26 protein-coding genes are annotated in these 26159 nt (G+C 66.9%); 14 read left to right on the plus strand and 12 right to left on the minus strand.

The genetic code is table 11. The features are described from left to right. Positions 1–5 precede the first annotated feature (5 nt). On the minus strand, positions 6–1187 hold the full coding sequence (locus OG976_RS26660) for an acyl-CoA dehydrogenase family protein (protein WP_328356064.1): 1182 nt from the start codon (positions 1185–1187) through the stop codon (positions 6–8). Positions 1188–1326: 139 nt separating this feature from the next. Between OG976_RS26660 and OG976_RS26665 the strand changes: the two genes are divergently transcribed. Beyond that, complete coding sequence (locus OG976_RS26665) at positions 1327–2943, plus strand: flavin-containing monooxygenase (protein WP_328356066.1); 1617 nt, start codon at positions 1327–1329, stop codon at positions 2941–2943. Here OG976_RS26665 and OG976_RS26670 read toward each other — a convergent pair. Next, positions 2940–3794, minus strand: coding sequence for an alpha/beta fold hydrolase (locus OG976_RS26670; RefSeq protein WP_442930398.1), 855 nt, complete (start codon positions 3792–3794; stop codon positions 2940–2942). The two genes, OG976_RS26665 and OG976_RS26670, sit on opposite strands and share 4 nt — an antisense overlap. 171 nt (positions 3795–3965) lie before the next feature. On the opposite strand from OG976_RS26670, the gene OG976_RS26675 reads away from it, so the two are divergent. The 3 genes from OG976_RS26675 to lhgO are packed head-to-tail and all read left to right on the plus strand — an operon-like array spanning position 3966 to position 8799. Beyond that, entirely contained in the window at positions 3966–6173 is a 2208-nt protein-coding gene (locus tag OG976_RS26675) for an adenylate/guanylate cyclase domain-containing protein (RefSeq protein WP_328356068.1), read from the plus strand. Further along, positions 6173–7588 (plus strand): mechanosensitive ion channel family protein, encoded by a 1416-nt coding sequence (locus OG976_RS26680; RefSeq protein WP_328356070.1) that lies wholly within the window; start codon positions 6173–6175, stop codon positions 7586–7588. The genes OG976_RS26675 and OG976_RS26680 overlap by 1 nt, the downstream gene beginning before the upstream one ends. Positions 7589–7596: 8 nt before the next feature. Next, a complete protein-coding gene (gene lhgO / locus OG976_RS26685; RefSeq protein WP_328356073.1) occupies positions 7597–8799 on the plus strand; it encodes an L-2-hydroxyglutarate oxidase in 1203 nt (400 codons plus the stop codon). 1 nt (position 8800) lies between these two features. Here lhgO and OG976_RS26690 read toward each other — a convergent pair whose 3' ends face one another. Further along, complete coding sequence (locus OG976_RS26690; protein ID WP_328356076.1) at positions 8801–10111, minus strand: DUF1214 domain-containing protein; 1311 nt, start codon at positions 10109–10111, stop codon at positions 8801–8803. Further along, positions 10101–11255: a sulfotransferase family protein gene (locus tag OG976_RS26695; RefSeq protein WP_328356079.1), complete on the minus strand. Its 1155-nt coding sequence runs from the start codon at positions 11253–11255 to the stop codon at positions 10101–10103. The genes OG976_RS26690 and OG976_RS26695 overlap by 11 nt, the downstream gene beginning before the upstream one ends. A 58-nt stretch (positions 11256–11313) precedes the next feature. Here OG976_RS26695 and OG976_RS26700 point away from each other — a divergent pair, with 58 nt between their 5' ends. Continuing rightward, entirely contained in the window at positions 11314–12336 is a 1023-nt protein-coding gene (locus OG976_RS26700; protein ID WP_328356082.1) for a TIGR03617 family F420-dependent LLM class oxidoreductase, read from the plus strand. Positions 12337–12340: 4 nt separating this feature from the next. On the opposite strand, the gene OG976_RS26705 is transcribed toward OG976_RS26700, so the two are convergent. Continuing rightward, the gene (locus OG976_RS26705; protein WP_328356085.1) at positions 12341–12808 is read right to left on the minus strand and encodes a MarR family winged helix-turn-helix transcriptional regulator; all 468 of its coding nucleotides are present in this window, start codon (positions 12806–12808) and stop codon (positions 12341–12343) included. 54 nt (positions 12809–12862) lie between these two features. Between OG976_RS26705 and OG976_RS26710 the strand changes: the two genes are divergently transcribed. Beyond that, a complete protein-coding gene (locus OG976_RS26710; RefSeq protein WP_328356088.1) occupies positions 12863–13732 on the plus strand; it encodes an EamA family transporter in 870 nt (289 codons plus the stop codon). Here the strand turns inward: OG976_RS26710 and OG976_RS26715 are convergent. Then, positions 13729–15198 carry an MFS transporter gene (locus OG976_RS26715; RefSeq protein ID WP_328356091.1) on the minus strand — a complete coding sequence of 490 codons (1470 nt, stop codon included), beginning with the start codon at positions 15196–15198 and terminating at the stop codon, positions 13729–13731. The two genes, OG976_RS26710 and OG976_RS26715, sit on opposite strands and share 4 nt — an antisense overlap. Before the next feature lie 93 nt (positions 15199–15291). Between OG976_RS26715 and OG976_RS26720 the strand changes: the two genes are divergently transcribed. After that, positions 15292–16104 carry an acyl-CoA thioesterase domain-containing protein gene (locus tag OG976_RS26720; protein ID WP_328356093.1) on the plus strand — a complete coding sequence of 271 codons (813 nt, stop codon included), beginning with the start codon at positions 15292–15294 and terminating at the stop codon, positions 16102–16104. Between the two features lie 5 nt (positions 16105–16109). Here OG976_RS26720 and OG976_RS26725 read toward each other — a convergent pair whose 3' ends face one another. After that, on the minus strand, positions 16110–17285 hold the full coding sequence (locus OG976_RS26725) for a DmpA family aminopeptidase (RefSeq protein ID WP_442930399.1): 1176 nt from the start codon (positions 17283–17285) through the stop codon (positions 16110–16112). Between the two features lie 62 nt (positions 17286–17347). On the opposite strand from OG976_RS26725, the gene OG976_RS26730 reads away from it, so the two are divergent. From OG976_RS26730 to OG976_RS26745, 4 genes are read left to right on the plus strand one after another with little or no spacing between them, the layout of a single operon-like run. Next, complete coding sequence (locus tag OG976_RS26730) at positions 17348–18196, plus strand: sulfurtransferase (protein ID WP_328356098.1); 849 nt, start codon at positions 17348–17350, stop codon at positions 18194–18196. A 2-nt stretch (positions 18197–18198) separates the two neighbouring features. Then, on the plus strand, positions 18199–18432 hold the full coding sequence (locus OG976_RS26735) for a hypothetical protein (protein ID WP_328356101.1): 234 nt from the start codon (positions 18199–18201) through the stop codon (positions 18430–18432). Then, positions 18429–19625, plus strand: a complete 1197-nt coding sequence (locus tag OG976_RS26740; RefSeq protein WP_328356104.1) for a thiolase family protein — start codon at positions 18429–18431, stop codon at positions 19623–19625. Before OG976_RS26735 ends, OG976_RS26740 begins: the two co-directional genes overlap by 4 nt. Then, the gene (locus OG976_RS26745; protein WP_328356107.1) at positions 19622–20071 is read left to right on the plus strand and encodes a Zn-ribbon domain-containing OB-fold protein; all 450 of its coding nucleotides are present in this window, start codon (positions 19622–19624) and stop codon (positions 20069–20071) included. The genes OG976_RS26740 and OG976_RS26745 overlap by 4 nt, the downstream gene beginning before the upstream one ends. A gap of 4 nt (positions 20072–20075) precedes the next feature. On the opposite strand, the gene OG976_RS26750 is transcribed toward OG976_RS26745, so the two are convergent. Then, positions 20076–20273: a long chain fatty acid-CoA synthetase Faa4p gene (locus tag OG976_RS26750; protein ID WP_328356110.1), complete on the minus strand. Its 198-nt coding sequence runs from the start codon at positions 20271–20273 to the stop codon at positions 20076–20078. A gap of 216 nt (positions 20274–20489) precedes the next feature. Between OG976_RS26750 and OG976_RS26755 the strand changes: the two genes are divergently transcribed. Then, positions 20490–20864, plus strand: a complete 375-nt coding sequence (locus OG976_RS26755) for a DUF1801 domain-containing protein (RefSeq protein ID WP_328356113.1) — start codon at positions 20490–20492, stop codon at positions 20862–20864. Positions 20865–20870: 6 nt separating this feature from the next. On the opposite strand, the gene OG976_RS26760 is transcribed toward OG976_RS26755, so the two are convergent. Next, positions 20871–21518 carry a response regulator transcription factor gene (locus tag OG976_RS26760; RefSeq protein WP_328356116.1) on the minus strand — a complete coding sequence of 216 codons (648 nt, stop codon included), beginning with the start codon at positions 21516–21518 and terminating at the stop codon, positions 20871–20873. A 58-nt stretch (positions 21519–21576) separates the two neighbouring features. Further along, complete coding sequence (locus OG976_RS26765) at positions 21577–22782, minus strand: sensor histidine kinase (protein ID WP_328356119.1); 1206 nt, start codon at positions 22780–22782, stop codon at positions 21577–21579. Positions 22783–22940: 158 nt separating this feature from the next. On the opposite strand from OG976_RS26765, the gene OG976_RS26770 reads away from it, so the two are divergent. Next, complete coding sequence (locus OG976_RS26770) at positions 22941–23864, plus strand: hypothetical protein (RefSeq protein WP_328356121.1); 924 nt, start codon at positions 22941–22943, stop codon at positions 23862–23864. A 4-nt stretch (positions 23865–23868) separates the two neighbouring features. Next, positions 23869–24288 (plus strand): PPOX class F420-dependent oxidoreductase, encoded by a 420-nt coding sequence (locus OG976_RS26775; protein ID WP_328356123.1) that lies wholly within the window; start codon positions 23869–23871, stop codon positions 24286–24288. Between the two features lie 98 nt (positions 24289–24386). Here OG976_RS26775 and OG976_RS26780 read toward each other — a convergent pair whose 3' ends face one another. Beyond that, positions 24387–25094 carry a hypothetical protein gene (locus OG976_RS26780; RefSeq protein ID WP_328356126.1) on the minus strand — a complete coding sequence of 236 codons (708 nt, stop codon included), beginning with the start codon at positions 25092–25094 and terminating at the stop codon, positions 24387–24389. Between the two features lie 410 nt (positions 25095–25504). Further along, positions 25505–25924: a hypothetical protein gene (locus OG976_RS26785; RefSeq protein WP_328356129.1), complete on the minus strand. Its 420-nt coding sequence runs from the start codon at positions 25922–25924 to the stop codon at positions 25505–25507. Positions 25925–26159: the final 235 nt, after the last annotated feature.

A 26159-nucleotide genomic window follows, 5' to 3' on the forward strand; every position in this document is an offset into this window, starting at 1 on the left:
TCCCGTCAGATCATCGCCCGCAGCGGTCCCTCGGGTTCGACGCCGAAGGAGCTGAGAGCTGACGCATGGAAGACAGTGCCCGGAACGTGGATGGCGTGTGCCATGCCGGTGTGCGCGTCGCGCCAGTACCGCTGCAGCGGCTTGTCCATGCGCATGCCGTTGCCACCGGAGCGGGAGAAGATCTGGTCGACGGCCATCACCGCGCGCCACACCGCACGAACCTGGGTTCGGCGGCCGGCGGCCCGGTCGGCGAACGAGACCTCCTTGCCGGAGTCGACCATGTCGTAGATCCGGTCCACGTTGGCCAGGATCTCCTGGCGCGCGGCGTTGATGTCGGCGGCGGCCTCACCGATCGCGTACATCACGTACGGGTCGTCCTTGATGGCAGTCCCTGCGGCACTGACCCGCTCGCGTTGATAGTCGAGGTGAGCGGCCAGTGCACCTTCGCAGATGCCGATGGTGGCCGAGGAGATGCCGAGCGGGAACATCGTCGACCAGGGCATCAGGTAGAGGGTGTCGGTCATGCCGGCTTCCCGCTGGGCGGTGCCGTCCATCACCTTGAACGCGTCCATGGTGCGGTAGTCGGGGACGAACGCGTTGCGCACGATCACGTCCTTGGACCCGGTGCCGCGCAACCCGACGACATCCCACGAGTCCTCGACGATCTCGTAGTCCTTGCGGGGCAGGATCATGTGCAGCATCTGCGGCGGCATGACGGGCCTGCCCTCGGCGTTGCCGAGCAGCGCGCCGAGGAAGATCCAGTCGCAGTGGTCGGTGCCGGAGCTGAACTGCCAGCGTCCGTTGAAGATGTAACCGCCGTCGACGGGCACCGCCACACCCTGCGGTGCGTAGGGCGAGGCCACCCAGGTGTCGACGTCGTCGGCCCAGATCTCGGCGGCCACCCGCGGATCGGCGTAGGCCAACTGATAGGGGTGGACGCCCACGACCCCGTTGATCCAGCCGGCCGCCGGATCGAGTGCCGCGGTGGCCATGACGGTCTCGGCGAACTCGCGCGGATGCACCTCGAGGCCGCCGTGCTCTTTGGGTTGCAGTAGGCGGATATTGCCCGCCGACTTCATGATCTTCACCGTCTGCTCGGTGAGTTGGCCGATCTTCTCGGCCTCGACGGCGTGATCCCGCAACTGATCCGCGGCGTCCATGACTTTGTCGATAACCCGGGTTGTCATGCGTTTTCCCTCATTCGTCGGGTCTGGTGTCTCCATAGTGGACCCGCGCCGGCAACTGGCGCGACGCGTTGTCCCGATGAGCGGACCACACGTATCGCCGGTGTTTACAAATCTTCTCTGATTTGTCAATCTGACGAGCATGCAGCACAGCCGGCCCGCCCACGTCGACGCCGTCGTCGTCGGCGCCGGATTCGCCGGGCTGTACGCCCTGCACCGATTGCGTTCACAGGGGCTGAGCGTCCGGGTGTTCGAGGCGGCCCCTGGGGTGGGCGGCACCTGGTATTTCAACCGCTACCCGGGCGCGCGCTGCGATGTGGAGAGCGTCGACTACAGCTACTCGTTCTCCGAGGACGTGCAGCAGGAGTGGAACTGGACTGAGCGCTACGCCACCCAGTCAGAGATCCTCGAGTACCTGAACTGGGTGACCGACAGACTCGACCTGCGTCGTGACATCACCTTCGGTACCCGGGTGACGTCGACGGTCCTCGACGAGGACACCCTGCGGTGGACGGTGAGCACCGACTCCGGTGAGGTGGTCAACGCACGGTTCGTCATCATGGCCACTGGTGCTCTGTCGGCGGCGATCACTCCCGACTTCGCCGGGCTGGACACCTTCACCGGCGATGTCTTCCACACCGCGCACTGGCCACATGAGGGCGTCGACTTCACCGGCAGGCGGGTCGCGGTCATCGGCACGGGATCCTCGGGCATTCAGTCGATTCCGCTCATCGCCGAGCAGGCCGCCCAGCTCTATGTCTTCCAGCGCACACCCAACTACAGCGTCCCGGCCGGCAACCGGCCGCTGACCGCCGAGGAACTGGCCGACGTCAAGGCGAACTATGCGCAGCGTCGGCAGATGTCGTTTCGCAGCGGCGGTGGCTCGCCCTACGTGGGGACGACCACGCCCACCTTGCAGGTGCCGGCCCCGCAGCGCCGCGCGGCATTCGAAAAGCGTTGGCAGCTCGGTGGTGTGCTGTTCTCCAAAACGTTCCCCGACCAGATGCTCGACCTCGCCGCCAACGACGAGGCCAGGACGTTCTGGGAGGAGAAGGTCCGCGCGGTCATCGACAACCCAGCCGTCGCCGAACTGCTGATCCCCGACGACCATCCGATCGGGGCCAAACGCATCTGCACCGATTCGCAGTACTTCCAGACATTCAACCGGCCCAACGTCGAGCTGGTCAGCGTGCGCCGAACCCCGATCGAGTCCGTCGACGCCACCGGGATCAACACCGCGGCAGCCCATTACGACGTCGACGCGATCGTGTTCGCCACCGGCTTTGACGCGCTGACCGGCGCGCTGGGCAAGATCAGCATCATCGGCCGTGGGGGACAGGCGTTATCCGACGATTGGGCCGACGGGCCGCGGACCTATCTGGGGCTGGGCTGCGACGGGTTCCCGAATCTGTTCCTGATCACCGGCCCGGGCAGCCCGGCGGTGTTAGCCAACATGGTGCTCGGCGCGGAGGCGCACGTTAACTGGATCGCCGAGGCCATCGGCTATCTCGACGACAACGGCTACGCCGCACTGGAAGCCACGCCTGAGGCGGTGCAGAGCTGGCTGTCAGAACTGTCCCGGCGCGCGGAGACCACGCTGTTCACCAAGGCCGACTCCTGGTACCTGGGCGCTAACGTGCCGGGCAAGCCGCGGGTGTTCATGCTGTTCTGCGGCGGGTTCGGCGTCTACAACGACATCTGCGCCGACGTGGCCGCCGGCGGCTATCAGGGGTTCGACCTGCTAGCGCCGAAACGCTAGGCGCGCTGCAGGAAGCTCAGCGCGGTGGCTTCGAACGCCTGCTTCTGCTCGATCATCACCCAGTGCCCGCAGTTGGGGAACACATGCATTTCGGCATTGGGGATGGTCCGCATCGGGATCAGTGACATGTCCAGCGGGCTGACCCGGTCATCGCGTCCCCAGGTCAACAGGGTGGGTGCCTTGACCTTGTGCATGATCGCCCAGGGCAGCGGGAAATCGGCGTTGCGCATCATCTTCGTCATCGCCGCGAATGCGGCCTTGCCGTACATCCGGCGCGCACTGGCCAACGTCTCGGGATCGGTGGCCAGCTCCCAGCGCTCGTTGATCAGCGTCTCGGTGACCAGGTCCTGGTCGTAGACCATCGAGTTGAGCCAGTCGACGAGGCGCTGCCGGGTGGGATCCTCGGTGAACTCCTGCAGCAGCCGGATTCCCTCACTGGGGCCGGGGCTGTAGATGTTGGTGCCGATCCCGCCGATGGTGATCAACTTGCCGATCCGGTCGGGGTGATTGATCGCGAAGTTGATGCCGACGCCACCGCCCATCGAGTTGCCGATCACGTCGACGCGGTCGAGTCCCAGCGCGTCGATGAACACCGGCACGGCCGCCTGGGCGTCGAGCATCGGGTGACCGCCGAAATCGTCGCTGACCCCGAAGCCCGGGAACTCCAGGACCAGGCACCGGAAATGTTCGGCGAAGAACGCCAGGTTGCCGCGGTAGTTGCGCCAGCCGGTGACGCCGGGGCCGGAGCCGTGCAGGAGTAGCAGCGTGGGGCCCTCGCCCGCCTCGTGATAGCGCAGAACGCCCTTTTCGGTGCCGACTTCCCGCAGCGTGCCTTCGTAACTGGTGTCCACGTCTGATATCCGATCATTCGCAGCCGTGTTGCTCAACGGCGGGTTCCGGTCAGTGAGCAGGTGACATCGCCTCCTGCCCGACGTCACATCAGCCTCATTAGCCCCATTTGTGCTGGTACCCTGCTGGGTGATCCGTGCCATGTCGGGTCGTGCCGGGGCGAAGGGGTGGCGATGACCCAAGTGTCTGACCCAGACGCTGCCGAAGTACCAGCTGAACCGGCCGTCGCGGAGTCACATGCACCTACCCGGCTGGACCGGCTACGCCGCAGGCGCCCGCTGAGCCATGTCAGCATTCAGTCCAAGCTCATCCTGATGATGGTGCTGTGCACCGTTCTGGCAGCCGCCGTCGTGGGTGGCATCGCCTATCACGCGGGGCGGTCGTCGTTGCGGGAGGCGGTGTTCAACAGGCTGACCGAGCAGCGCCAGTCGCAGACGCGTTCTCTGGAGACCGAGGTCTCCGATCTGAAGAACTCGCTCATCATCTATACCCACGGGTCGGTGACCGTAGGGGCGCTGGAGGACTTCACCGCCGGATTCGACCAACTGGCCAATGCCCCGATCAACGGCGCACAGTGGCAGAGCGTCGTCGACTATTACAACAACACCTTCGTCAAGCAGACCGAGCAGTACAGCGGGACCAAACTCGACCCGGCGGCCCTGCTGCCGAGCTCACCGGCCGAACGCTATCTGCAGGCCAACTACACCGCGCTGCGGCGCGACGATGACAACGCCATCACCATGCGGGACGCCCGCGACGGCAGCGCGTGGTCCGCGGCCAACAACAGGTACCAGGACTTCTTCCGCCAGATCGTCACCCGTTTCGAGTTCGAGGACGCCCTGCTCCTCGACGCCCGCGGAAACGTGGTCTACAGCGCTTACAAAGACGTCGACCTGGGCACCAACATCGTCAACGGTCCCTACGCGGGTTCTAAACTCCAGGAGGCCTACGTCAAGGCGATGGCGTCCAACGCGGTGGACTATGTCGGATTCACCGACTTCGAGTTCTACCAGCCGGCTGAGATGTCGCCGACCGCATGGATGGTCGCCCCCATCCGGCGTGATGGTCGCACCGAAGGCGTTCTGGCGCTTCAGTTCCCGATTGAGAAGATCAATCGGCTGATGACCTTCGACAAGCAGTGGCGCCAGGCCGGCCTCGGCGAGACCGGCGAGACGTATCTGGCCGGGCCCGACGACCTGATGCGATCGGATTCACGGCTGTTCCTGGAGAATCCGCAGCAGTTCAAACAGGACGTGGTGCAGGCCGGTACACCGCCCGATGTCGCCGACATGTCCATTCGGCAGGGCGGAACGACCCTGGTGCAACCCGTGGGCTCCGAGGCGACGAAGAACGCGCAACGGGGTGAGTCAGGAACCCTCGTCGCCACCGATTACCTCGGCCAGGAAACGTTGCAGGCCTATGCGCCACTGGTGATCAAAGATTCCGAACTGCACTGGACGATCGTCGCCAAGGTCGACACCGCCGAAGCGTTCCGGCGTGAAGCGACATTCACCAGGACGATGGTCCAGGCCACCGTGGGAATGATCTTCGTAGTCTGCCTGCTGGCGATCGCGCTGGCTCAGATTTTCGTGCGCCCCATCAGAAGGCTGGAGGCCGGGGCGCAGCGCATCAGCGCCGGCGACTACGACGTGTCGATCCCGGTGGACACCCGCGACGAGATCGGTGACCTGACCCAGGCGTTCAACGAGATGGGCCGAAGTCTGACGGTCAAGGAAGACCTGATCAACCAGCAGCGCAAGGAGACTGACGAACTGCTGCGCTCGCTGATGCCGGAGTCGATCGCCGAACGCTTCCGCCAGGGCGAGGAGACCATCGCCGTCGAGCACCAGAACGTCTCGGTGATCTTCGCCGACTTCATCGGCCTCGACCAGCTGCAGCTAGATCTGCTTCCCGAAGAATCGCTGGCACTTGTCAACGAGCTGATCCGTCAGATCGACGCCGCCGCAGAGAGTCTCGGCGTCGAGCGGGTCCACACGGTGCGAAATGGCTATCTCGCAAGTTGTGGGCTGACGATTCCGCGGCTGGACAACGTCCGTCGATCCGTCGACTTCGCGCTGGAATGTCAGCAGATCCTGGCACGGTTCAACGCCGAGACCGACAACAACCTCAGTCTGCGCGTCGGTATCGACACCGGTGCGGTCAGCAGCGGACTGTTCGGTAAGCCGTCGGTCGTCTACGACATGTGGGGCTCCGCGGTCAACTTGGCCCGCCAGATCAAGAACGGCTCGCCGCAGCCCGGCATCTACGTCACATCGAGGGTGTACGACTCGCTGAACGAGATCATGCGGTTCGCCTCGGCCGGATCGGTGACCGTCGACGGTGAAACCGAACCGGTATGGCGGCTCGTGGAGCGTCAGTGATGACCGACCTCTTCTCGTCAGCCTGGTTCTACTGGGCGATCGGTATCGCCATCGGATTGCCGCTGGGGCTGGTGGGCCTCACCGAATGGCAGCACGCGCTGCAACGCAAGCAGAGCTTCCTGCTGCGGCCGGTGTCGATCATGCGCAACTACCTGCTGCCACTGGGCGCACTGCTGTTGCTGATGCTGGAGGCTCGCCAGCTTCCGCCGGAGGCGACGTCGGTGCGCGTCGTCGGCACACTGGTCGCCTTCGTCGTACTGGTGCTGTTGCTCTCGGGCATCAAGGCCGCTCTGTTCCAGAGCGCCCCGGACGGCTCCTGGCGCAAGCGAATCCCGTCGATCTTCCTCGACGTTCTGAGGTTCGTGCTGATCGCGGTCGGCGTCGCGATGATCTTCGCCTACATCTGGGGCGCCAACGTCAAGGGTTTGTTCACCGCACTCGGCGTCACGTCGATCGTGGTCGGCCTGACCCTGCAGAACTCGGTAGGCCAGATCATCTCCGGCTTGCTGATGCTCTTCGAGCAGCCCTTCCGGTTGGGGGATTGGATCGAGACGGCGCAAGCCAAGGGCAAGGTCGTCGAAGTCAATTGGCGGGCAATTCATCTCGAGACTGGAACAGGCCTGCAGATCACGCCGAACTCGGTTCTGGCCGCGGCGTCCTTCGCTAACCTCAGCCGGCCGGCCGGGCAGCATTCCTTGACGGTCACCAGCGTGTTCTCGCTCACCGATCCACCCGACAAGGTCTGCGCGATGCTCAGGCGGGTCGCCTCCGAACTGCCGCAGTGCGATCCCGACCGCAAACCGTCGGCGGTCACGGGCGGCGCCACGGAGTACCGCACCAAGATCCCGTTGAAGTCCCCGGCCGAGGATGGGAAGGCCAAAGCGACGTTCCTGCGGTGGATCTGGTACGCCTCGCGGCGCGAGGGGCTGCATCTCGACGGGGTCGAAGACGACTTCTCGACCGAGGAGCGCATCGCGGAGGCCGTCGCCACGGTGGTGGGGCCGATGTTCCGGCTCAGTCGTGACGAGCAGCAGATGCTGATCGACCATGCCCGCCTCGAACGCTTCGCCGGCGGTGAACTGATCCAGCGTGCCGGTGAAGTACCCGACGGAATGGCCTTCGTACTCGACGGCGAGGTGCAGATGACAGCCCGGCTCGAAGACGGCTCGGAGACCGTCATCTGGTCGCAGGCCGAAGGCAGCTTCCTCGGACAGTCGGCGCTGACCCGGCAGGAGGTACTGGGGTCGGCGTACGCGGTCGGTGAGGTGACCACGCTGCACGTGCCGCGGGACAAGATGGCAGACCTCGTGCATCAGAATCCCAACCTGCTGCAGGAGCTGGGGCGGACCATCGAGGAGCGCCGCGCGCACGTCCGGCGGGCGATGGAACAGCCCGCAGACGTCGATATCGACTGAGCTGCAGCATGGCCGGCAACGATTTCGACCTAGTCGTGGTCGGCGCAGGCATTGTGGGGTTGGCTGTCGCGCGGGAATGGCTGGTCCGGCGCCCGGCCGACTCGGTGGTGGTGCTCGAACGTGAGGCCGGCCCGGCGCAGCACCAGACCGGGCACAACTCGGGAGTCATCCACGGCGGCATCTACTATCAGCCCGGTTCGCTCAAGGCCCGGCTGTGCGTCGAGGGTGCGCGGCAGATGTATGAGTTCTGCGAGCAGCACGACATCGCACATGAGCGCTGCGGCAAGCTGATCGTGGCGACCTCCGCCGACGAACTGCCGCGGCTGGACGACCTGGAGGCCAGGGGCCGGGCCAACGCCGTACCGGGTCTGCGCCGGGTCGGCTCAGCCGAGATCGCCGAGATCGAACCCAATGCCGTTGGTGTGCAAGCACTTCACGCGCCCAACACCGGCATCGTGGACTATCCCGCGGTGGCGCGGGCGTTGGTCGAGCAACTGACGGCGGCCGGTGCGGCGATCCGGTTCGGCACCGAGGTCCACCGCATCGACGGTGCGCAGTCGCCGGTGGTGCACACCGGCGACGGCCCGATCCGGGCCACGACGGTGATTGCCTGTGCGGGATTGTGGTCGGACCGGCTGGCCCGGCGTGCGGGCGCTCCGCGTGACCCGCAGATCGTCCCGTTCCGCGGTGCCTATCTGGGGCTCACACCCACCGCGCAACCGCGCCTGAACGGGATGATCTATCCGGTGCCCAACCCCGAACTGCCGTTCCTGGGGGTGCACATCACCAAGCACATCGGCGGTGCGGTGACGCTGGGTCCGACCGCCATTATGGTGCCCGCCCGCGACGGCTACTCGCTGCGCCGCTGGAACTGGCGCGACTCCTGGGAGACGGTGAGCTGGCCGGGCACCTGGCATGTGGCGCAACGATATTGGCGGGTCGGGGCAGACGAGATCCGGATGGCAGCGAGCCGGCGCGCGTTCGTGCGCGCCGCAGCGCGCTATATGCCGGGGCTGTCGGTGGCCGACCTCGACGGGAGCTCGCACGCCGGGGTCCGGGCCCAGGCTGTCGGCCGCGACGGCACCCTGGTCGACGACTTCGTGATCTCCCGCGTCGGCGCGGTGTCCCACGTGCGCAACGCCCCGTCGCCGGCGGCCACCTCTGCCTTCGCGCTGGCCCGCGAACTCGTCGACCGGGTTACCGCCGGATAGGTCAGTACTGCCGGTAGCGGCGCTGCACGTGCGCCTGCCTGATGGCAATCTGGGCAGCGCGCTCGTCGGGGGAGACGGTCCGGGTGTCGGCCGGCAGCTGCGCGCGCAGTTCGACGAGGGACACCATGCGGACGGTGTGCTCGGGCAGGGTCGCCGGATCCTCGGAATACGTCCAGCGCAGGCTCAGGAAGCCGCGCGGAACACCGGTCGTGTCAAGCCAATTCGGTACGCCCGGGTCGCGGTGGGCGACGACGTAGCGGATCACGCCGTCGGCGTCCGGTTCAGCCTGGAATCCATTGAGGCTGGACTGGTGGTTGGCGTAATCCAGCGACTCGCCCCACAGATTGGCCAGATGGAAGCCACTGTAGGCGGGCTCGACGGGCACGGTGATCTCGATGAGCAGTGCGTCGTCGGGACCCAGGTCGAACACGCCGCCGGCGTAGACGTTGGTGTTCTGGCCGCCGCCGGCGGCGATGTTGGCCCGGGCCGGCGCGTTGAGGTCGTTGGTCGGCATGAACTGTTTACCGTCGCCGTTACGGTCGCCGTGGGTCTCCAGCACGATGTCGTAGAAATCGTTCCAGAACGTCATCTGGCCTTCGACGATCGAGCCCGCCCGCCGCATGCCGGCTGCCGCCGCTGCGGTGTCGAGGGGTGCGGGATGCGCACCCTCGTTGCCCGCCTGGCTGATGTGCAGTTCGGGTGCGACCTCAACCGCCCAGTCGTGGAACAGCGTTCGCACGATGATGTAGCGCGCGACACCGGCGGCGGCATCGGTGACCTTGCGACTGGGCAGGTGGTTTCCGGTGTAGCCCGCGGGCCGGTCGGGGGCCACCAGGATCTCGAAGCCGCCGTCGGCGTCGACCTGAAGCTCGGTGCTGTCCAGCGAGCCGGTGATCATCCGGGTGACGGGGCTCAGTTCGGCCAGGCTGCCCGAGTCGCCCGCGTAGGACGCGTGGGTCTCGAAGATCACGTACTGCGGCGCCGTGCCGGGGAACCGGCCGGTGATCCGGTAGGTCTGCTCGCCGTCGATCGCCGCCGACAGGTACAGCGCGTCGGCGTTGTCGATGGTCGCCTTGTCCGCGGGCTGGATGGCCCGGCGGAAGTACGGGAACCCCGGATCCTCGAAGAAGGCGCGTTCGATCGCCGAGAAGGTGTAGCCGAGCAGGTAGCGATAGCCCTCGGCCAGGCCCCGCTCGTTCGGCGGGGGTGCGTGCAGATCGGGGGACTCGATGGCGCCGCGGGCCCGCTGCAGGCTCGCGATCAGGTCGTCGAAGGCCGCCCGGAGTTCGGCCGAGCCGTGGTCAGGTGGCATCTGCGTGTTCTCCTTCGGTGTCCCAGCTGTACTGCTCGAACAGGTCGGCAAGCTCGGTGTGGATGTCGCGGGGGTCGAGCCCGAACTCCTCGAGGCTGTAGCGGTGCAGGGTTTCGTGGCCCTTGCCCCGGGACGCGTCGAAGGAGGCGGCCAGGGCGGCGGGCAGGTCGAGATCCAGCGAGTCGTAGACGTGACGCATCGTCTCACCCGGCTCGGCGACCAGCGCGCGGTAGTCCACCACGCAGGACCGGATTTCGGGGTGCCGGGCCAGCACGTCGTTCGGATGACGGTAGGAGTGATAGGACTGGTCGGCCAGCAGCGTCAGCGACTCGGTGATCAGCTGCTCGTCGTGGCCGCGCAGCCGCCAGCTGGTTTGCAGCATCTTGAGCAGGCTGGGGATGGTCTCGTAGGGATTACGCATCAGCACAACGAATTTCGCGTCGGGGAACACCTCGATGAGGGTATCGATGCGACCGCAGAAGGTCGGGTTCTTACTCAAGTGGACGCTGCGTTTGTTGAGCACCAGTTGGCGGCGCACACACTGCTTGTAGAACTCCATCACCCTGCGGCGCCGCGCGGGGCTCCACCGGTCGAGGTGGTAGAAGTCGAACCGGCCCATATAGGGGAACAGGGCGATCCAGGCACCGGAGGCCATCGAGCAGGTCAGCAGGAAGTCGTCCTCCTCCGGTGAGAAGAACCCGGTGCGGTGCATGTCGTTGGTCTCGGCGAAGGCGCGGTCCTCAGCGTCCTCGATCCTGCGCCGCAGACGCCGTGCGAACAACACCTCGTCAGCCCGGAACAGCAAACGGAGCAGGCGCTTCTCGAGCAGCGACGGGAACAGCATCTCGTAGAGCATCACCACGCTGAACCGGTCGTCTCTGGCCATCAGCCGGTGCAGGTAGGTCGTCCCACTGCGGGCGTGGCCCACGCAGAAGACGGGCTCGCGAACGTCGGTGCGGCGCAACGCGGGGAACAGGATCGGGTCCAGGGCGAAACACACGGTGTGGATGGCAGCCATCAGCGGAATGCCCACCACGAACAACGCCTGCAGCCTGCGCCGGCGCGCCGCGTCCGGTTCGGCCCGCAGCAGCTTGAGCATGGTGACGTAATTGCCCCAGTCGAAGTAGAACCGTGCTGCGGTCATCGCCGAAGGCTAAGACCATAAAATTGACAATGTCAAGCAAATGTTAAGGTGGGGCGCGATGAAGGTCTACGCGGGAATGGATCCCCGGCTGCCGCTGCGCGACGTCGCCGGTTATGCGCGCCGTGTCGAACAGCTGGGATTCGACGGCCTGCACGTGGCCGAAACCATTCACGATTCGCTGGCGGTGGCGTTGCTCGCGCTGGAGCACACCACCACCATCACGGTCCGCACCTCGATCACCCTGGCCTTCGTGCGCAGCCCCACACTGGTGGCCTACACCGCGTGGGATCTGGCGGTCCTCTCCGGCGGCCGTTTCGAACTCGGGCTGGGCAGCCAGATCAAGCAGAACATCCGTGACCGCTACGGCATGCCGTGGAGTGAGCCGCGATCCCGGATGCGTGACTACCTCGGTGCGCTGGAGGCGTTGTTCACGGCGTTTCGCACCGGCGGTCCGGTGGACTTCCGGGGGCAGAACTACCAGCTGACCCGCCTGCAGCCGTACTTCAACCCCGGCCCCGACGACGATGTCGCCGCGCCACCGGTGTGGCTGGGCGCGGTCAATGCCGGAATGTGTGAGCTGGCCGGCGAATTGGCCCACGGCGTGGTGACCCACTCCACCAATTCCGACCCGGCCTACCTGCGCGACGTCGTCCGGCCGGCCCTCGACCGGGGTGCGGCCGGTGCACATCGCGCTGCGGCACCGGCGATCATCGCCTCTTGTGCGATGGCGACCGGCACGGACGAGGCGGCGGTGGCCCGTGCGCGGGAGCGGCAACGCGAACTGCTCGCCTTCCTGTACTCCACACCGGCTTATACGCCCGCACTTCAGCGCCTGGGCCTGACCGATCTCGCCGACCGGCTACGCGCGGTGGTCAAGGACAACCGCTGGGACGACCTGCCCACCGTGCTCACCGACGAGGTGCTCGACACCCTGCTGGTATCGGGGCGCTACGACGAACTTCCGGCGATCCTGCGGGCGCGCTACGGCGGGTTGGCCGACGGCGTCCAGCTGCCGCAGATCGCCGATCCCGGCGAGGACGACGCCCTGCGGGCGTGCGTCGCCGCCCTGCAGGACGGCTGAGCACTCAGTCGTCGATCGGGGTGCCCACCGAATCGTCGAAGAACCGGGTCAGCAGCCGGTCGAACTCGTCGAGTTCGGCTCCCGTCCAGCCCGACAACGCGCGCTGCAGATGACGGCGCCGGACCTCCTGCAGGGAACCGGCGACGCGCCGCCCGGTCCTGGTGACCGCGATCAGCGTCACCCGGGCATCGGCCGAATCCGGCTGCCGCGTCGCCAATTTCGCGTCGACGAGGCTGCCCACCTGCCGGGTCGCCATGCCGACGTCCATGTGCGCGGCGCGGGCCAGCGCACCCATCGACTGCGGGCCCTCGTCGATCAGGACGCGCAGCAACACGTAGGACGGCTGGGTCAGGGCGACGCCCGCCGCCGCAGCCTGACGGGCGAACATTGACCGGCTGCCGCTGAGCCGCATCACCTGGGCCAGCGTGTGGCTGATCGAGTCGAGCGACTCGTCCTTCGGTGAAGAACTCACTGAGCGTCCGTTCCGGCGTGGGTGGCCTGAGTGTCCTCTGCAATCATGCCAACCATGCCCGCTCACTCTGCGAGGACCGGCGCGGCCCTCGCGGTCGGGGCCATGGTGTGCGTCCAACTCGGTCTGGCGGTCGCCGTCGGGCTGATCGGCCGAATCGGGACCGACGGTGCGGTCTGGCTGCGGCTGACGTGGGCCGGGCTGCTGTTCTTGGTGTTGGTGCGTCCCCGTCCGTCGTCGTTCACCAGGACCACCTTCGCGACGTGCGTCGCACTGGGTGCCGTGACGGCGCTGACCACGCTGGTGTTCATGGCCGCGCTCGCGCGGATTCCGTTGGCGACGGCCAGCGCCCTGGAGTTTCTCGGACCGCTGGGTGTGGCGGTGGTCAGCGGCCGCGGGCGGGGCCGGCTGGTGTGGCCGGCACTGGCCGGCGGCGGCGTCCTGCTGCTCACCGAGCCGTGGCGCGGCACCATCGACACGACCGGCGTCTGGCTCGCCTTGGGTGCGGCGCTGTGCTGGGCGGCCTACATCCTGCTCACCCAGCGCGTCGGCGACAGCGTCGACGGGCTGGCCGGCCTGGGGGTGTCGATGCCGGTGGCGGCGCTGGTCGCCACCGCAGCGGTCGGTCACGCCGTGCTGCCCAGATTGACGCCGGAGTTGATCCTCGTCGGGTTCGGGTTGGCACTGCTACTCCCGATGGCTCCGTTCGTGCTGGAGTTGCTGGCGTTGCGCCGCCTGAACACCGCAGCGTTCGGCACCCTGATGAGCCTGGAGCCGGCGCTGGCGCTGGTGATCGGATTCCTTGTGCTGCAACAGGTTCCGACGGTGCTGGCGATCGTCGGCATCGGCTTCGTGGTGGCCGCCGGGATCGGCGCGGCCCGCGGTGGCACTAGGCCGCAGCCCGGCCAGGAGACCGCGGCGCGCTAGCCCCACTCGTGGTTCATCGCGCGCGAATCGGTGATGTCGTCGAGGGATTCCAGACGCCGCAGCCGCGGCCGCGTCGTGGCGATGAGCACGAGCGCCCCGAGTGCGGTGACCGCGCCCAGCACGAAGATGGCGATGAAGCTGCTCTCCGCGGGAAAGCCGTGCTGCGAGCGGCTCAGCAGGACGGCCACGATCGCAGCGGCCACCGAACTGCCGATGGTGCGCGCGATCGCGTTCATGCTCGTCGCGACGCCGGTTTCCCCGGCGTCGACCTCTTGTACGACCAACGCGGGCAGCGCCCCGTACGCCAGGCTGATGTAGGCGTTGGCCAGCACGGTGGCGGCGATGACCTGCCACGGCTGGTCGTGCAGCACCGCCAGCAGGGTGAAGCCGACCACCCCGGCCATCGCGCCGACCACCAGGACGATGCGGGCCCCGAAGCGGTCGATGTAGCGGCCGCTGAGCACCGCGGTGACGAAGCCCGCGACCGCGCCAGGAAGCAGGAACACCAGGCTGGCACCCAGGACCGTGGCGCCGAAACCGTAACCGCTTGCCACCGGGGACTGAACGAAGTCGGTCAGACCGAGGAAGCTGAGGTACAGCCCCATCCCCACAAGCACGGTGGCGATATTGGTCAGCAGGATCGGGCGCCGGGACAGCATCGCGGTGGACACCAGGGGCTGTGCGCTGCGGCGCTCCCACCACCACCACGCGCCCAGGGCCGCCAGGCCCGCGCCCGCGCAGCCGATCGTGCGCGGTGAGGCCCATCCCCAGCCGGTGCCCTGGGTGATGGCCAGCAGCACCGCGGACAACCCGACGGCCAGTCCGAGGGCTCCGGCCCAGTCGATCGTGCCCGACGCCGTGCGCGGCCTCGACGGGACGACGAGCAGCACCATGACGATCACCATCGCGGTGAACGCGGTGGTCAGCCAGAACACCCGGTGATAGCCGGCGTCGCCGCGCATCAGCAGACCGGTCACCACCAGACCCATGCCGCCGCCGAAGCCGAGGGTTCCGGACAGCACCGCCATCGCCCGCATCAGCCGGTCCGGGGGCAATTCCTCGCGCAGGATCGACACGCTGATCGGGTACAGCGAGTACGAGGCGCCCTGGAGCACCCGCGCGATGATCAGCAGCGGAAGTGACGCGGTCAGTGCGGCGAGCAGCGATCCGGCCAGCACGACGGCCAGCACCACCAGCAGGACCCGGCGCTTGCTGTAGAGGTCGGCCAGCCGGCCGATCAACGGAGTGGTGGCCGCGGCGGCGAGCAGGTTGGCGGTGACGGCCCAGCTGACGTGGACGGTGGAGGCGTTGAGCTGGCGGGCGATCACACCCAGGACGGGCACGACCCCGGTCTGCAGAACGGCGACGGTCAGGGCCACCACACTCAGCGTCGCTACGAGCAGACCCGGCCGGGGGTGAGGTGAGCCGGAGTCGACGTGGGGACGGACAGCGCCGAGCTCAGACACCCCAGGCCCTACCTTCCGTCGCGCCGACCCCTTTATTATGTCGACTAAGCATCCGGGCGCGGACACCGGAGGGCCTTGTGCGAGGATGCGCCAATGCGGAACGGCCCGGCGCATTTCACAGCGGAATCTGACGGTACCTTCCATCCGACCCGGTGGGCGCAGAGCCGCTGGGGCGAGGACATGCTCAACGGTCCAGCGGTCGTGGCACTGGCTGCCTGGAGTCTCGAGCGGGAGTACGGGCTCGAGGGATTCCTTCCCGGCCGTCTCACCGTTGACCTGTTCAAGGCGGCCCGCAAACGCCCAACCCACATGCGCACCCGCCTGATTCGCGACGGCCACCGAATCCGCAACTCCGAATGCGATGTGATTCAGGGCGAGACGGTCGTGGCACGCGCGACGTTGGTGCAGTACCGCACATCCGAACCGCCGCCGGGTGAGGAGTGGATCGGGGACGGCACCTTCGCCCCGCCGCAGCAGACGCACGACAATGCGTACCTCATCGGCAGCGACGGCGCCGGCTGGGACACCAGAGGCGGAGAACACCAGAACACCACCCGAAAGCGCTTCTACCACAAGCCCATCGACGCCGTCGCCGGCCAGGGGTTGACCCCGTTCGTGCGTGCGGTGATCGTCGCGGAGGCCACCAGCCTGGTGTGCAACCTGGGGACCAAGGGCATCGGGTACATCAACGGTGACCTGACTGTGGCGCTGACCCGGTTACCGCAGTCGCACTACATCGGCCTGCAGGCGGAAACGCATTGGGCGGCCGACGGGGTGTCGGTCGGCACGGCGACCCTGCACGATGAGCACGGCCCGTTCGGCACCGGGATGGTCACCGCGATCGCCAACCCGGCCGCCCAACTCGACTTCGGCGGTTTCAATGCCGTGCCCAATCTGCAGGTGTGACCGGCTTATAGCAGCCCGCGCAGTTGGTCGTGCGGTAGCGCGGGGGAGCGGTGCCCGTCGCGCCCGACCATGTCGGCATTGACCACCAGCGCGTTGAGCACGGCTTCCTCGACCGCCTGCACGACGGCGGTGTACAGCTCGTCCATCCGGCCCCAGGGCAGGAATGTCAGCTGGGAGAACTCGTCGTCCGCCGGTGCGCCAGTGGGGAAGCGGCTGGCCAGCCCCGGTGCCGGTGCGGTGGAGAACGCGAGAAAGATGTCGCCGGAGAAGTGGCTGCCGGTGGTGCCGGTCCGCGCCAGGCCCAGGGGAACGCGGCGGGCCAGCGCCTTGCATTGGCCGGGCAGCAGCGGGGCGTCGGTGGCGATCACCGCGATGACCGAACCGGCACCCGGCGGCGGGCGGTTCAGGTCGTGCTCGAACCAGTCACCGGCGAGCGGATTGTCCACGCCCAGTAAGGGACCCACGTGTCGGCCGGCAACGGTGAGTTCGTCGCGTGACCCGAAGTTGGCCTGGACGAAAGCGCCGACGGTGAACGTGTGGCTGGCATACCGCACACGGCGCGACGCAGTTCCGTTGCCGCCCTTGAACTCATAGCAGTTCATCCCGGTTCCGCCACCGACCGAGCCTTCCGCGACCGGGCCGCCCGTCGCGCTGTCGAGTGCGGCCTCGGCATGCTCGGGACGGACGTGACCGCCGTTGATGTCGTTGAGGTAGCCGTCCCAGGTCTCCGCGCACACCGGAAGCAGCCACTGGCGGGCCAGCACCGGGTCGACGCGGTTGGCCCAGGAGATCACCCCGGTGTGGCAGGCCCCCACGGCATGCGTATTCGACAGCAGCACAGGGAGGTTGAACGATCCGGACTCCTCGATCCACGTCGTGCCGGTCATCTCGCCGTTGCCGTTGAGGGAATGCCAGCCCGCGGCACACGGCTGACCGACGCCGGCGCGCCCGCGCGGCAGGATCGCGGTGACACCGGTGCGAACCGGCCCGCGGCCAACCTCCAGCGGCCCGTCACCGCTGATGAGGGTGACGACCCCCACCTCGACACCGGGCACGTCGGTGAGCGCGTTGAGCGGCCCGGGCTCTCCGGACACTGCGATTCCCAGACCCCGGGCGCGGGGTCGTCCGTCGGGGGCGTATGCCTGCGGCGAGTTCACCTCGCAGACCCTACCGCCGGTCATCGGCTGACACACCCCACGCGATTGGGCATGATCGTCTGCGAGACGACGGAGAAGGGGCAACGATGACGAGCCGCTCTGAGGTGCTGATCACGGCGGCGCAACTGATCAGCCGCATCGGCGCCGGTGAGCCGGTGACGATCCTCGACGTGCGATGGCAGCTCGCCGAACCCGATGGTCGTGCCGCCTACCTCGCGCAACATCTGCCCGGTGCGGTCTACGTATCGCTGGACGACGAGCTGAGCGACCATAGCGTCACCGGCCGTGGCCGTCACCCGCTGCCCTCGGGTGCCGCCCTGACGGCGGCTGCACGGCGATGGGGTGTGCACCAGGGCCGGCCGATCGTGGTCTACGACGATTGGAATCGTGCCGGTTCGGCACGGGCCTGGTGGGTGCTGCGTGCGGCCGGCCTCGCCGATGTCCGCATCCTCGACGGCGGGCTGGCCGCGTGGCAGGCCGCGGGCGGGCCGCTGGAGGCCGGCGCAGTCGACCCGGAGCCCGGTGACGTGACGCTGGCCCACGACGATCTGTACGCCGGGGCGATGCCCACCCTGAGCGCCGACGACCTCGGCTCGGTGCTGCTGCTGGACGCGCGCGCACCCGAGCGTTTCCGCGGCGAGCTCGAACCCGTCGATCCGGTGGCCGGGCACATCCCCGGTGCCCGCAACCTGCCGAGCACGGCGGTGTTGGCTGCGGACGGCGCGTTCGCCCCCGAGACGGCGATCAGCGCCCAACTGGCTGAGCGCGGCGCCGAGGGCAGCGCGCCGGTGGGCGTCTACTGCGGGTCGGGAGTCACCGCGGCGGTCACGGTCGCCGCACTCGCCGCGCTCGGTCGGCCGGCGGCACTGTTCCCGGGCTCCTGGTCGCAGTGGAGCTCCGACAGCGGGCGCCCGGTGGCTCGCGGGGCGCAGTGACCATGTCCACGTTGTGGACCTACCTGCGCATTCAGGCGATGATCTTCGTCTTCGGCATCGTCGGGCCGCTCTTCTTGATTCTGTACTTCGTCATCCAACCCGACCCGACGGTCAAGTGGATGTACTACATAGGACTAGTGGTCACCGCCGTCGACGTCCTGATAGCGCTCATCCTCACCGAACAGGCCGTCGCGTCGCGGAGACAAGTACACCGCGACACCGACGAGCAGACGTGACCAGGGGGCCGTTCGACGGCAAGGCCGTCATCACCGGTGCGGGCAAGTCCGCCGTCGGCCGCAGGCTGGGCCGCACCGGGCTGGACCTGACGCTGGAGGCGGTGCTGCGCGCCATCGCCGATGCCGGGCTGTCGGTCGACGACGTCGACGGCATCGCCAGCTATCCCGGCCCGGTCGCCGCGGGCGCCGGCTTCTCCGGCTCGAACGTCACCGAGGTGCGTACCGCACTCGGGTTACGCAGCCGCTGGTACATGTCGTCATTGGAGACCGCCGGTCAGATCGGCCCGGTGATCCAGGCGTGCATGGCGGTGGCGCTGGGCCTGGCCAATCACGTCGTGGTGTTCCGGTCGGTGTGGGAGTCCACCGCTGCCGCGCAAGCCGGCGGTGGCCACGCCTCGGTACTGCTCGGTGGTGGCGGCAAGTTGCCGCCGCAGATGGAGTGGACGGCGCCGTTCGGGGCGCTGTCGGCGGCGAACTGGCTGGCCATGCCGGCCCAGCGCTACATGCACGATTTCGGGCTGACCCGCGAGCAGCTCGGGGCGATCGCACTCAACGCGCGCCGCAACGCGGGCCGCAATCCCGATGCGGTCTACCGGGATCCGATGTCGATGGAGGATTACCTGTCGGCCCGGATGATCTCCGAACCGTTGTGCCTCTACGACTGCGACGTTCCGTGCGACGGCGCCACCGCTGTCATCGTGTCGAGCCGGGACGCCGCGGCGGGTCTGCCACGCCACCCGCTGACCGTCGAGTCGGTGGGCCCCGGGATGTTCGAAAGGCCAACGTGGGAGCAACGTTTCGATATCACCACGATGGCCGCCCATGATTCGGCGGCGACGCTGTGGGAGAACACCTCGCTGCGGCCGGCCGATGTCGACATGGCCCAGCTGTACGACGGATTCAGCTTCCTGACCGTGATGTGGTTGGAGGCGTTGGGATTCTGTGAGCACGGCCGGGTCGGTGAGTTCATCGACGGGGGAGAACGTATCGCGCTGGAGGGGCAGCTGCCGTTGAACACCAGCGGCGGCCAGCTCTCCGGAGGACGCCTGCACGGCATGGGCTTCTTGCACGAGGCATGCGTGCAGCTGTGGGAAGAAGGCGGAGCGCGCCAAGCCCCACGTACGCCGGAGGTCGTCGCCGTCGGGGTCGGCGGCGGGCCGGTGGCCGGCTCGATGCTGGTGAGCAGCCGATGAGTGACAGCAGCTACCAGCGCCCCGCACTGCGTCTGGCCCCAAGTCCCACACCGGAATCCACCGCCTTCTGGACCGGTGGGCGCAACGGCGATCTACTGATCTCGCGCTGTCACGGCTGCCGGCATTTCTTCCATCCACCCGGCCCGGTCTGCTGGCGGTGCCGCAGTATGGACGTCGCGGCGGAGAAGGTGTCGGGACGGGCCACGGTCGCGGCATTCACCGTCGACCGTCAGCCCTGGATACCGGGGTTCGATCCGCCCTACATCGTCGCGATCGTCGAACTCGCCGAGGAGCCGGACACCCGGCTGATCACGAACGTCGTCGACGTCGCACCCGAGGACATCCGGGTGGGTCTGGAGGTCGAGGTGTTCTTCGAAGACTGGACCGCACTGTCGGGCGGCGAGGACAGCCGGGTCTGGATACCGCTGTTTCGGCCGGTGCGATGACCGGTCAGTCGCGAACCCACACCGAGATGTAGCCGATCGGGATACCGGTGTGGGCGGCGATGCATTCACGGGCGGCGAGTTCAACGGCGGCACGGGTGTTCGCCTCGGTGACTTCGTTGATCTCGGGGATGGCCACGGTCCACCGGTTGTTCTCCGGGCGGATCTCGATCTCAAAGCACTGACCGGCGACAGGCCGCAGCACGTGGTGGGAACGGACACTACGTTGCGGACGGGTGGAGAAGCCGCGAGTTCTGTACAGGGTGCGCATCTTCTTGCTTTCCGAAACGTTTCTGGGCCGCCGGAAAAGATACAACCCAGTTGGCCGGATTACCAAATCCGGGACTGGGGTTTATCGCAGCATTTGTCCAGGTAATTCATATTCACGACAACCGTTGACCGCCGACGAGAGCCAACCACCATGGACGACAACGTTTCCCCAGCGCAGCGTATCGACGCCCGGATTGCCGAATTGGATGACTGGCGTGGCGAAATGCTGGCCCGGATCCGGGCGGTGATTACGCATGCCGATCCCGAAGTAGTCGAGGAATGGAAGTGGCGCGGCGTTCCGGTCTGGTCACATGCGGGCATCATCTGCACGGGGGAGACCTACAAGAGCGTGGTCAAGGTGACCTTCCTTAAAGGTGCCTCGCTGGACGATCCGTCTGGGCTGTTCAATTCGAGTCTGGACGGCAATACCCGACGGGCCATCGACTTTCGTGACGGCGACGACGTCGACGAGGAGGCGCTGACCGCCCTCGTTCACGCCGCGGTGGCGCTCAACACGTCGCGATAGCCACCGTCATTCCACCAGGCGCCGCCGCATCGCCTCGGCGACCGCTGCCCCGCGGTCGGACACTCCGAGCTTTTCGTACAGCTTCTGGATGTGGGTGCGCACCGTCGCAGGCGACAGGTGGATCTGCTTGCTGATCTCGGGCACCGAGAGGCCCTCGGCGATGAACCGGACGACTTCCAGTTCGCGCGGTGTCAGCACCATCATGTTGCCCTTGGCCCGCTTACGGACCTCGCCGGCCAGGCCCCGGGCCAGCTCGGGCGGCACGACCTCCTCGCCGCGGGCGATGGCACGCACGGCGTCGACCACCTGTTCAGGTGGGGCTTCCTTGCTGATGAAGCCCATTGCGCCGGAGGACAGCGCCTCGTAGACGATGCTGCTGTCGTCGAACGCCGATACCAGCAGCACCTTGGTGGGCAGTTCGTCGCGGGCCACCGCATGGGCCAGGGCCACCCCGTCGAGTCCGGGCATCTTGTAGTCGACCACCGCGACGTCCGGCGTCAGGTCCCGGATGGCCTCCAGCGCCGCGCGGCCGTCGGCGGCCTCGCCGACGACCTCGATGCCGCCGCTGGCCCGCAGCACACGAACCATGCCTTCGCGGAACAACGGGTGGTCATCGCAGACGACGACACGGGTGCGGGTCTCCGATGTCTGCATTGCGCCACCACCCGCCTTCCTTGCGATGCTGTCTGGACTGTACCGCGACGATCGCGCATTATGCGGTGGGGCGCAGCGGAACCGTGACCGTCACCAGTGTGCCGTGCGGCCCGGAGTCGATGTCGAATTCGCCTTCGGCGGCGCGCACCTTGGTGCGGATCGCGGCCAGGCCGATGTGGCCGTCCTCGACCACTGTGTTCAGGTCGACGTCAGCCATGCCGTGGCCGTCATCGCGAACAGCTATGCGCCCCAGGCCATCTGTAAGCTCCAGGCTGATCTGCACGGTGGTGGCGGCGGCGTGTTTGACGACGTTGTTGGTCAGTTCCCGCGCGCAGCTGAACAGCAGGGGATCGGCGTCGGTGCGTACCGCGTCAGGCCAGCCGTCGGCGTCGAGATCGACTGTCAGCCCGCCCCGTTCGGCGACGGTAGTGGCAAGCTGCTCGACGGCCGTGCGCAGGCCGGAGCGGTTGAGCACCTCCGGGTGGAGTTCGCGGACGACGTCGCGCAGCAGGTGCACCGCATCGGTCAACGTGGTGCTCATCCGGTCGATGGCCTCGGTGGAGCCCGACCGGATCGCCGTGAGGTCGTAACGTGCGGCGAGCACTGATTGCAGCGCGCCGTCATGGAGCCGCTCGGAGAGTTCGGTCTGTTGCCGCATCTCCAAACCGATCATCTCGTCGAGCAAGGCGGTGCGCTGTACCAACAGGTTCCGGATGGTGGTGACGCGGTCTCGCTGGATGTAGGACAACATCACCGACCCACAGGCGACGGTGGCCAGCAGGGTGGCGTGCAGGATGATCGGGGGCCAGGGTTCCTCGTTGGCGGCCTGGTTGATCCAGTTGGCCACCACCTGTGCGAGGACCACGAGTACCGCCATCACCGCGGTGATGCGGACACTGAGTTGCGCGGCGGCGATGATCGGCACCAGGAACAAGCCTTCGCGCAGCAGGTCGGAAGTCCAACTGTCCGGGGACGCGATGCCGGTGATCGCGGTGATCGATGCGACCACCGCGACGTCAGCGAGCAGAACGGCGAACGCGATGGGGGCCGACGGTGTGTCCACGGCTCGGCGCGGGGTGAGTGCCCACACCGACCACGCCGCCACGATGGCCAGGTAGACCCCGACGATGAGCATGCACAGCCCGAACTTGTCGTGCGGGCGTTCGATCACCAGCGTGATGATGACGAAGGCCGACAGCAGCATCCGCAGGCCCAGTTGCAGCCGTGAGCCGGCCAGCAGTGTGCGCTGCTCGGCTGGCGGCATCGTCGTCTCCTGTCGCTCGGGACTCAACGATAGGCCCGGCTGATCTGTTCGGGTTGCGCGATCCTGTCCTCGGTTGTCGGGATCGCCCGAAGCCCGCCTGTTGGCCACGTGCCCCGGATAGGCTCGGTGGGTAACGGCGTTCGGGGGGTCCGGGGCAGATGACAACAACAGCAGCGCTTGTCGGGCGGATAGGCGGGTTGGCGGTCGCGTTGGGGATCGGCGCCGCGATCGGCACTGCGGTGGCGTCCACGGCGTCGGCGGACTCGTCCTCGGCATCGGCTGCGGGATCCGACCATGCCGCCTCGGCCACCGGTGGCGCCGGTCCCCGGTCCAGCCCTACGGCACGCAGTCGTGTTTCCCGTCCCGAGTCGCCCAACACCGGTGTTGCGGCGCGGGTGGTGCGGACGTCGGCGGCAAGTGCCGCACCGGCCCACCGCAGCATCTCCGTACCGTCGGTGACCCCATCAGATCCGGTTCGGCTGCCACTACCTGGGACCGAAACGATTCCGTGGCCGTCCACGAACGTTCCAGACGGCACAGGAATCAAGGCGACGCCGTTGACTCCGGTCACGGTGCACGTCGGCTTCAAGGGGCAGATCTCGATCTTCAAGAACCTGCCGTTCAGCCTGCCGAGGATGCCGGCGTTCTTCGTCACTAAGGTGTCCGGCAATGCCATGCTCACCGACAACACGGTTTACGATCTGCATGACGTCGACCAGTACGACTGGAACAAGCTCACCGGCATCTCGTTCAACATCCTGCGGCCCGACCAGAACGCGTTGATGGTGGCGTGGCGCTATAACGTTGATGCCAAGCAGTTCGAGATCGCGCCGTACTACAACGTCGACCTCGCCCGGATCCTGCCGACGCAGTCGGAGATCATTCCGGTGCCGATCGGCCAAACCTTCACGTTCTCAGTCGATTACAACGGCATCACGGTGTCGTACGGGAACAGTTCGGTGTTCAAGCAGATCCCGCCGGACTTGCATCCCAATCAGCTGACGGCGTTTCGGGTGCACACCTGGTTCGGCGGTACGAGCCTTCCGCCGCGGAGCCTGACGCTCTATCTGAACCTAGACTAGTGGCATGGAACTCTCTGACGAGGCGATCGCGTTTCTGTCCGAAGGGACTCGCACTGGCAAGCTGGGATACGTCGCTGCGGACGGTCGGCCGCTGGTGGTGCCGATCTGGTTCATCGTCGATGGTCAACAGCTGGTCTTCAACACCGGTCGGGAAACAGCCAAAGGGCGCGCACTGCAACGTGATCCACGTGTGGTCATCTGCGTCGATGATCAGACGCCGCCGTTCTCGTTCGTTCAGGTTCAGGGCGTGGCTACTACAGGTGAGGATCCCGACGAGTTGCTCGATACGGCAACCCGGATCGCAAGCCGGTACATGGGCGCGGAGCGGGCGGACCAGTACGGTCGCCGCAATGCGGTGCCCGGTGAGCTTGTCGTCCGGATAACGCCGACGAAAGTGATCACGGGCTTCAACGTGGCCGACTGATGCGAAAGCTATTGGCGGGGAGGCCATCCCGCTAGGCCCGGTTGAAACGTCACTGTGACGAAAAGTGCGAGTTCCGCGGAATCCGGGAAGGGGAGTCGTCAGTAACTCATCGCGGCGAGAAGCGGCAACAACGCCATGACCGTGGACTGACGGGCCGATAGGTCGCCATGGGCCACGGCCGTGTACTGCTGGGCGCGAGCGATGCCCAGATGTTGAGCGTTGGCATAGGTCGCCACCGACAAACCCCATTGCGGGTTGATCCAGTCGGACCATTGCGGCGAGAGAGTCGGCCCGGGCTTTCCGGTGAGCAGTTCTCCAGTGAGCGCACCGGTACCGTCCAGCACCTGCCACGGCAGGGCGGCCTCGCAGTCCACGCGGGCATCGACGTGGTCATCGGCGTCGAGGACGGCGAAGCTGTCCGGATGCTTGACCTTCAACAACAGTGTCTTCTCGCGGGCGCTCTTGGCGACCAGCGAGCCCGCCTCGTCGTGAATGGTCACGATTGCCGGCGCATCATTGGCCGTGGTGATGCGTGCCAAGACGCGCCCCTGGGCGCCGCGCAGTTCTGCATGGATGTCATTGCCGGCGTCCATTCCGGTGAGTGTCAGCGCCTTCCAGAACATCTGTGCGCCGCGGCCGCCTTTGTGGACTCGCGCGGTGATCGCGAGGAGTTCACCTGCTGCAGTGCGCAGCTCCCAACGGTGTTCGCCTCCGGTCAGGCCGGCGCGAAAGACAGCTGCGATGCCGTTGTGGCGGGTGATGTCGCTCAGCGACTGGGCGACCGGTTCTTCGTCAGGCGAGCTCACCACGAGATTATGTCTGCCGTGTACCTGTCACTGCATCGCACTGGCGTAATAGGTTGGCAGGCAGCGGTATTCAACAGATTAGGCGCAACCAGCGACGCCACCACAAAACGTCACTGTGACGAATATCGGTCAGGGAAGCGGAGTCCGGGGCGGGGCTTCGGCGTCCCGCGACTGGCGCTACGAGCCCGGCATGGCTGCGTCGTCGATTCTGCGCACAGATCGCCCGTGGGCGCCCGGATGGCGATCTGTGAGCAGAATCGTTGCGCGTTGATGATGAGGATGTGGAGAGTGCGGGTTACGAGGAGTTGGGAGGCTCGCGGCGAGCTGGATGTGTGCCCATGTGCGTGTTGCCTGGTGTGGCCTGGTATTAGTTTTTGCCGATAAGCCACATTATGTCAAGTAAAGCTCACTTAAGCAGGAGTGAGCGTGAACCGCGTCTCGCCCACCGGGCCGCTGTTTCCGCAGGGATTGGGGCCGTTGAGCGTGTAGAGCCCGTTCATACCGTCGAGGTTGAAGGTATAGCGGGTGGCCACGTCGACCGGGCGCCCGTCCGGGCAGAATGCGCCACCGGGAACGAACTGGTCGAGCACGTACTGGTCGCCCTGGATATACGCCTGACCCTGGTCGGTGTTCAACGTGAGGTTGAAGATCGAGATGCAGCCCGGGCCGCAGTTCGTCACCCGCACGAGGTTGTCCGTGACGGTCCCGTTGGCCATGATGCTGCGGTAGTTGTAGTTACCCGGAGCGAGATCCGCATTGGCCGGTGCCGCCAGGCCGAGGCTGACCGCGGCGGCGCCCGTCGCGATCGCGCCGATGATGATGTTCTTCATGGCGTCAAGTGAATACCGCCCCAGCGCCTACCGGTCCCAACTTCGCAGAACCGACCCGCGTTGATCAGTCGGCGCGCTGACCGCTGGACCTGCCCTCCCCCAGCATGCCGACAACGGCCACGGCTCGGATGGCGCCGTCCTTCATGCGCGTGAGGCTTTCGAGCGTGCTTTCGACCATTTGAGTGCCAAGGCTGCCGTATGGACTGTTGTTACCGACGCGAACGGGCGGGTTCAC

It is taken from the genome of Mycobacterium sp. NBC_00419 (assembly GCF_036023875.1).
Classification (GTDB): Bacteria; Actinomycetota; Actinomycetes; order Mycobacteriales; family Mycobacteriaceae; genus Mycobacterium.